Genomic DNA, 6920 nt, shown 5'->3' with positions numbered 1-6920 from the left:
CTATTTAGTTGATAGCTGCTTGCGCCCGTATTTGTTGACCTGCAGCACTATTTTGCGTGTTACGCCGGTACATTCTGCACATTGCTGCTGACAATCACGCCGCCGCCCAGGCACACCTCACCGTCGTACAGCACGGCCGACTGCCCTGGCGTGACGGCCCATTGCGCTTGAGCAAAATGCAGCTCGCAATGCTGCCCGTCGCTGGCCACCAGATCGCAAGGTGCATCAGCCTGGCGATACCGCGCCTTGGCGGCCATTGCACCGGGTACGGGCGCGCTGCCAGATACCCAGCTGCAATCCAGCGCGGTGAGCTCAGTTGACTGCAGCCACGGGTGGTCGTGGCCTTGCACCACCCACAACGTGTTGGTGGCCATGTCTTTGCGGGCAACAAACCACGGCGTGTGTTCACCTGCGCCGCGCTGGCCTTGCGCTTGCAGCGCTTTCAGTTCGGCGCCCTTGGCTTTGACGCCGCCAATGCCCAGCCCCTGGCGCTGGCCCAGCGTGTAAAAACTCAGGCCCACATGCTCGCCGAGCACCCTGCCCTTGTCGTTCTTGATCGGTCCCGGCGCTTTGGCAATGTAGCGGTTCAGGAAGTCGCGAAACGGCCGCTCGCCGATAAAACAAATGCCAGTCGAGTCCTTTTTCTTTGCGTTCGGCAGACCGATCTCGTCGGCGATGCGTCGCACTTCCGTCTTTTTGAGTTCGCCAACCGGAAACAGCGTGCTGGCCAGTTGCGTCTGGTTGAGGCGGTGGAGGAAATAACTCTGGTCTTTGGCCGGGTCCAGGCCCTTGAGCAGTTCGTGCAGGCCGGTGATTTCGTTTTTGCGCACGCGTGCGTAGTGACCGGTAGCGATCTTCTCGGCGCCCAGGCGCATTGCATGGTCCAGAAAAGCCTTGAACTTGATTTCTGCGTTGCACAGGATGTCAGGGTTGGGCGTGCGGCCGGCCTGGTACTCGCGCAGAAATTCGGCAAACACCCGGTCCTTGTAGTCGGCGGCGAAGTTGACGTGTTCGATGGCTATGCCGATAACATCGGCCACGGCGGCTGCGTCCACAAAGTCGATGTTGGACGAACAGAATTCGCTGTCGTCGTCATCTTCCCAGTTCTTCATGAAGATGCCGACGACCTCGTGGCCTTGCTGCTTGAGCAGGTGCGCGGTCACCGCAGAGTCCACGCCTCCGCTCAAACCGACCACGATGCGTTGTTTTTGCATCACCCGATTTTAGGTGGGTGGCGTTAAAGCGGCGAGGCCAGGGCCCGTTCACCTTGGGGATTTGCGGCATAAACGCTGGGGTCGGTCGTGACCAGCGCCAGCGGGTAACGCTTGCCGGCCAGATAGTCTTCCATGCAGGTCAGCAGCAGCGGGCTGCGGTGCCGCGGCACGCAGGCACGGATTTCGTCGGGGCTGAGCCACAGGGTGCGCACAATGCCTTCGTCGAGCGCCATCCCCGGCACTTCGTCGCCCAGCGTGCCGCAAAACGCGAAACGCAGGTAGGTGATGTCCAGGGGCATGTCCTGGCCGGGAACGGTTTTCTCAAAGCGCGACATGTAGACGCCGACCAGTGCGTCAGGCGTGAAATGAAAAGCGGTTTCTTCCAGCGTCTCGCGGGCGCAAGCCTGCACAGGGCTTTCGCCGGGGTCGAGGTGGCCGGCCGGATTGTTCAGGCGCAGGCCGTCCTGCGTGTGCTCCTCGACCAGCAGGAACTTGCCGCCCCGTTCGATGATGGCGGCAACGGTGACACTGGGTTTCCAACGTGAGTTCATGCCAGCATTATCCGGGTGCCGCGTGGGCCGTACCGCCGTGATTACTGTCCGGCCAAAACCGCGCGAAACTCATGTAAGCTAGCCGACAGCTTCAGAAATCACGTAGAACTACTTACACGCAACGAGGAGACACCCATGCGAATTGGGGTACCAGCCGAAATCACGGCAGGGGAAACACGCGTCGCCGTCACGCCCGAGACGGCCAAAAAACTCAAGGCCCAGGGCCACACGGTCGTCATCCAGTCGGGTGCTGGCGTGGCGGCCAGCGTTCCCGATGAGGCCTATGTGGCCGTCGGCGCTGAAATCACCGATGCCGCCGGTGCCTATGCGTCCGACATCGTGCTCAAGGTGCGTTGCCCGCTGGACAGCGAGATAGCCCTGGCCAAGGCCGGCACGGTGCTGGTCGGCATGTTGAATCCGTTTGACGCCGCCGGCCTGCAGCGCCTGGCCGCCGCGCAACTGACGGCGTTTGCGCTGGAAGCCGCGCCGCGCACCAGCCGCGCGCAAAGCATGGACGTGTTGTCCTCGCAGGCCAACATCGCCGGCTACAAGGCCGTGATGATGGCGGCCAACGCCTACCAGCGCTTTTTCCCGATGCTGATGACCGCCGCCGGCACCGTCAAGGCCGCCCGTGTGGTGATCCTGGGCGTTGGCGTGGCGGGCCTGCAGGCGATTGCCACCGCCAAGCGCCTGGGTGCGGTGATCGAGGCCAGCGATGTGCGGCCCAGCGTCAAGGAACAGGTCGAGTCGCTGGGGGGCAAGTTCATTGACGTGCCTTATGAAACCGACGAAGAACGCGAGGCTGCCGTCGGTGTGGGTGGTTACGCCAAGCCGATGCCGCCAAGCTGGCTGGAGCGGCAAAAAGCCGAAGTTGCCAAACGGGTGGCCCAGGCCGACATCGTCATCACTACGGCATTGATCCCCGGCCGCGCCGCACCGGTGCTGGTGACCGAGGACATGGTCAAGGCCATGAAGCCCGGCAGTGTGATCGTTGACCTGGCTGCGCCGCAGGGCGGCAACTGCCCGCTGACCGAGCCTGGTAAAACGGTCGTCAAACACGGCGTCACGCTGATCGGCGAGACCAATGTGCCGGCGCTGGTGGCTGCCGACGCCAGCGCGCTCTACGCGCGTAACCTGCTGGACTTCCTCAAACTGATTGTTGGCAAGGAAGGCGCGCTGAACATCGACCTCGAAGACGACATCGTGGCGGCCTGCCTGATGGCGCAGGCCGGCGAAGTCAAACGGAAGTAGCAAGAAAAGGAAAAGAAACCCCGTTCGAGTTGAGCCTGTCGAAGCCATTGGCGCTTCACAGAAGACCCTTCGACAAGCTCAGGGCGAACGGAACTGGAGACCCCTATGGACGCAGTATCCCCCACCATCATCAACCTCATCATCTTTGTGCTGGCCATTTACGTGGGTTACCACGTGGTCTGGACCGTCACACCTGCGCTGCACACACCGCTGATGGCGGTGACCAACGCGATTTCGGCGATTGTCATTGTGGGCGCCATGCTGGCTGCCGCGCTGACCGTCACGCCGCTGGGCAAAACCATGGGCGTGCTGGCCGTGGCGCTGGCAGCGGTCAATGTGTTCGGCGGTTTCCTGGTCACACGCCGCATGCTGGAGATGTTCCGGAAAAAAGAGAAGAAGGCCGTTGCGGCTGACGCAGCAGGTTCAGGAGCAGCCAAATGAGCATGAATGTCGTCACGCTGCTGTACCTGGTGGCTTCCGTTTGTTTCATCCAGGCGCTCAAGGGCCTGTCGCACCCGACCACGTCGATTCGCGGCAACCTGTTCGGCATGGTCGGCATGGCGATTGCCATCCTGACCACCGGTGCGCTGATTGTTGAAATTTCGGGTGGCAAGGCTTTCGGCATGGTCTACGTGCTGGTCGCACTGCTGGTTGGCGGCACCGCCGGCACGATCATGGCCAAACGGGTCGAGATGACCAAGATGCCCGAGCTGGTGGCTTTCATGCACAGCATGATCGGTCTGGCGGCGGTGTTTATCGCCGTGGCGGCCATGGCCGAGCCGGACGCCTTTGGCATCGTGGCCCAGGGCCTGGGCACGGCGGCGATCCCGGCCGGCAACCGGCTTGAGCTCTTCCTCGGCGCAGCCATCGGCGCGATCACCTTCAGCGGCTCGGTGATCGCCTTCGGCAAGCTCAGCGGCAAGTACAAGTTCCGCCTGTTCCAGGGCGCGCCGGTCACTTTCTCGGGCCAGCACATGCTCAACCTGGTGCTGGGTATTGCTACCTTGGTCCTCGGCCTGGTGTTCATGTTCACCGGCAACTGGACCGCGTTTTTTGCGATGCTGGCGCTGTCCTTCGTGCTGGGCGTGCTGATCATCATCCCGATCGGCGGCGCCGACATGCCGGTGGTGGTGTCCATGCTCAACAGCTACTCGGGCTGGGCGGCAGCCGGCATTGGCTTCTCGCTGAACAATGCCATGCTGATCGTTGCCGGTTCACTGGTCGGATCGTCCGGCGCCATCCTGTCCTACATCATGTGCAAGGCGATGAACCGGTCCTTCTTCAACGTGATCCTGGGCGGCTTTGGCGGCGAGGCTGGTGCAGCCGCCGGCGGCGCCAAGGAGCAGCGCCCGGTCAAGTCTGGGTCGGCTGATGACGCGGCCTTCATTCTGGGCAATGCCGAAACCGTGATCATCGTGCCGGGTTATGGCCTGGCGGTCGCGCGTGCGCAGCATTCGGTCAAGGAACTGGCGCAAAAGCTGATCGACCGCGGTGTCAACGTCAAGTACGCGATCCATCCGGTGGCCGGCCGCATGCCCGGCCACATGAATGTGCTGCTGGCCGAGGCCGAAGTGCCTTACGACCAGGTGCATGAAATGGAAGACATCAACGCCGAGTTCGGCCAGGCCGACGTCGCCATCATTCTGGGTGCCAACGATGTGGTGAATCCTGCCGCACACGTCAAGGGCAGCGCGATCTACGGCATGCCGATTCTCGAGGCCTACAAGGCCAAGACCGTCATCGTCAACAAACGCTCGATGGCCGCCGGTTATGCCGGCCTGGACAATGAGTTGTTCTACATGGACAAAACCATGATGGTGTTCGGTGATGCCAAAAAAGTCATTGAGGACATGGGCAAGGCCATTGAGTGAGCGGCCGACGCGGGCTGCTTGCTGTCGTATCAAAAACAGGAAATTAGAGGGTTCGCTCTCCTGATTTCTCCTGTTTCCTAGGGAAAACGCAATAACCCCGCAGAGGGTTGCGCCGTGAAAATTCGTGGCAGTTGTTCAATCGTCATCTGGAGACACAAGCATGAATGCATCCACCCTCGACCGTCCCTGGCTGAGCGCCTACCCGCCTGGCGTGCCCGCCGACGTTGACATCTCCCAATACAGCTCCCTCGTTGCATTGATGGAAGAAAGTTTCGCCAAAAACGCTTCGGCGGTGGCCTACAGCTTCATGGGCAAGGACGTGACTTTCGGGCAAACCGACAGCCTGTCGCAGGCTTTCGCGGCCTATTTGCAGGGCCTGGGCCTGGCCAAGGGCGACCGCGTTGCCATCATGATGCCCAACGTGCCGCAGTACCCGATCACGGTGGCCGCCATCCTGCGCGCCGGTTATGTGGTGGTCAATGTCAACCCGCTGTACACCCCGCGCGAGCTGGAGCACCAGCTCAAGGATTCGGGCGCCAAGGCGATTGTCATCATCGAGAACTTCGCCAACACGCTGGAGCAGTGCATTGCCAACACGCCGGTCAAACATGTGGTGCTGAGCGCCATGGGTGACCAGCTGGGCATGCTCAAGGGCGCACTGGTCAATTACGTGGTGCGCAATGTCAAGAAGATGGTGCCGGCCTTCAACCTGCCCAATGCCGTGCGTTTCAATGACGCCGTGGCGCGCGGCACCCGCGGCACGCTCAAGCGCCCTGACCTCAAGCCCGATGACGTGGCCGTGCTGCAGTACACCGGCGGCACCACCGGGGTGTCCAAGGGCGCGGTGCTGCTGCACCGCAATGTGATTGCCAACGTGCTGCAGTCCGAAGCCTGGAACGGCCCGGCCATGGCGACGATGGAGGCTGGTGTGCAGCCGACCTATGTCTGCGCGTTGCCGCTGTATCACATCTTCGCCTTCACCGTGAACATGATGCTGGGCATGCGCACCGGCGGCAAAAACATCCTGATCCCGAATCCGCGCGACCTGCCGGCGGTACTCAAGGAGCTGGCCAAACACAAGATTCACAGCTTTCCGGCGGTCAACACCTTGTTCAATGGCCTGGCCAACCATCCCGACTTCAACACCGTGGACTGGTCGCACCTGAAGGTCTCACTCGGCGGCGGCATGGCGGTCACAAGTGCAGTGGCCAAGCTCTGGCTCGAAAAAACCGGTTGCCCGATCTGCGAAGGTTACGGCCTGTCGGAGACCTCGCCGTCGGCGAGCTGCAACCCGACCAACAGCAAGGCCTTCACCGGCACCATCGGTGTACCGATTCCCGGCACCTGGTTCAAGCTGCTTGATGACGATGGCAATGACACGCCGGCGGGCCAGCCCGGTGAGATCGCCATCAAGGGTCCGCAGGTGATGGCTGGTTACTGGCAGCGCCCCGACGAAACCGCCAAGGTCATGACGCCCGACGGCTACTTCAAATCGGGGGACATCGGCATCATCGACGAGCGCGGCTTCTTCAAGATCGTCGACCGCAAGAAAGACATGATTCTGGTCAGCGGTTTTAATGTCTACCCGAACGAGGTCGAGGACGTGGTCGGCGGCATGGACGGTGTGATGGAATGCGCCTGTGTCGGCGTGGTCGATGACAAGTCTGGCGAGGCCGTCAAGCTGGTCATCGTCAAGAAAAACCCGGACCTGACAGAAGCCCAGGTGCGCGAGTTCTGCAAGACCAACCTGACCGGCTACAAGCAGCCCAAGGTGGTCGAGTTCCGCACCGAGCTGCCGAAGACACCGGTCGGCAAAATCCTGCGCCGCGAACTGCGCGACAAGAAGTAAGGCGGGAGGTTCTCCCCTTCAACAAAGGCGGCTCCGGCCGCCTTTTGTTTTTGCCTGTTCCTTTTCGGGCAAACTCTTGGTGTCCTGTCCCACAAATAAAGGCGATCTGAAATCGCCCATTCAGCCGCCATATGGCGTTGGTTGTCGTTGCCATAGCTACGGCTATGTCGCCTCCTCCCGCCTT

6 protein-coding genes are annotated in these 6920 nt (G+C 61.6%); 4 read left to right on the top strand and 2 right to left on the bottom strand.

What is annotated here, in order from left to right:
* Positions 1 to 59: 59 nt before the first annotated feature.
* Together mnmA and ACH2CW_RS14115 are read right to left on the bottom strand one after the other, a co-directional pair.
* The gene (gene mnmA, locus ACH2CW_RS14120; RefSeq protein ID WP_395059215.1) at positions 60 to 1214 is read right to left on the bottom strand and encodes a tRNA 2-thiouridine(34) synthase MnmA; all 1155 of its coding nucleotides are present in this window, start codon (positions 1212 to 1214) and stop codon (positions 60 to 62) included.
* A gap of 23 nt (positions 1215 to 1237) precedes the next feature.
* Complete coding sequence (locus tag ACH2CW_RS14115) at positions 1238 to 1765, bottom strand: NUDIX hydrolase (protein WP_395059214.1); 528 nt, start codon at positions 1763 to 1765, stop codon at positions 1238 to 1240.
* 135 nt (positions 1766 to 1900) lie between these two features.
* On the opposite strand from ACH2CW_RS14115, the gene ACH2CW_RS14110 reads away from it, so the two are divergent.
* The 4 genes from ACH2CW_RS14110 to ACH2CW_RS14095 all read left to right on the top strand — a co-directional run bounded on the left by ACH2CW_RS14110 (position 1901) and on the right by ACH2CW_RS14095 (position 6736).
* Positions 1901 to 3016, top strand: coding sequence for a Re/Si-specific NAD(P)(+) transhydrogenase subunit alpha (locus tag ACH2CW_RS14110; protein ID WP_395059212.1), 1116 nt, complete (start codon positions 1901 to 1903; stop codon positions 3014 to 3016).
* Between the two features lie 105 nt (positions 3017 to 3121).
* The gene (locus ACH2CW_RS14105; RefSeq protein ID WP_395059210.1) at positions 3122 to 3457 is read left to right on the top strand and encodes an NAD(P) transhydrogenase subunit alpha; all 336 of its coding nucleotides are present in this window, start codon (positions 3122 to 3124) and stop codon (positions 3455 to 3457) included.
* Entirely contained in the window at positions 3454 to 4887 is a 1434-nt protein-coding gene (locus tag ACH2CW_RS14100; protein ID WP_395059208.1) for an NAD(P)(+) transhydrogenase (Re/Si-specific) subunit beta, read from the top strand. The genes ACH2CW_RS14105 and ACH2CW_RS14100 overlap by 4 nt, the downstream gene beginning before the upstream one ends.
* Positions 4888 to 5047: 160 nt before the next feature.
* Positions 5048 to 6736: a long-chain-fatty-acid--CoA ligase gene (locus tag ACH2CW_RS14095; protein WP_395059206.1), complete on the top strand. Its 1689-nt coding sequence runs from the start codon at positions 5048 to 5050 to the stop codon at positions 6734 to 6736.
* The last annotated feature ends 184 nt before the right edge of the window (positions 6737 to 6920 follow it).

This window comes from Polaromonas sp. (assembly GCF_043778355.1).
Lineage (GTDB): Bacteria > Pseudomonadota > Gammaproteobacteria > Burkholderiales > Burkholderiaceae_C > Polaromonas.
Note: the sequence above shows the minus strand (reverse complement) of the source record. Positions and strands in the feature narration are given on the sequence as shown.

Coding starts and splice junctions, on each gene's coding strand:
- mnmA (WP_395059215.1), bottom strand. CDS start 1,214: ATGCAAAAACAACGCATCGTGGTCGGTTTGAGCGGAGGCGTGGACTCT.
- ACH2CW_RS14115 (WP_395059214.1), bottom strand. CDS start 1,765: ATGAACTCACGTTGGAAACCCAGTGTCACCGTTGCCGCCATCATCGAA.
- ACH2CW_RS14110 (WP_395059212.1), top strand. CDS start 1,901: ATGCGAATTGGGGTACCAGCCGAAATCACGGCAGGGGAAACACGCGTC.
- ACH2CW_RS14105 (WP_395059210.1), top strand. CDS start 3,122: ATGGACGCAGTATCCCCCACCATCATCAACCTCATCATCTTTGTGCTG.
- ACH2CW_RS14100 (WP_395059208.1), top strand. CDS start 3,454: ATGAGCATGAATGTCGTCACGCTGCTGTACCTGGTGGCTTCCGTTTGT.
- ACH2CW_RS14095 (WP_395059206.1), top strand. CDS start 5,048: ATGAATGCATCCACCCTCGACCGTCCCTGGCTGAGCGCCTACCCGCCT.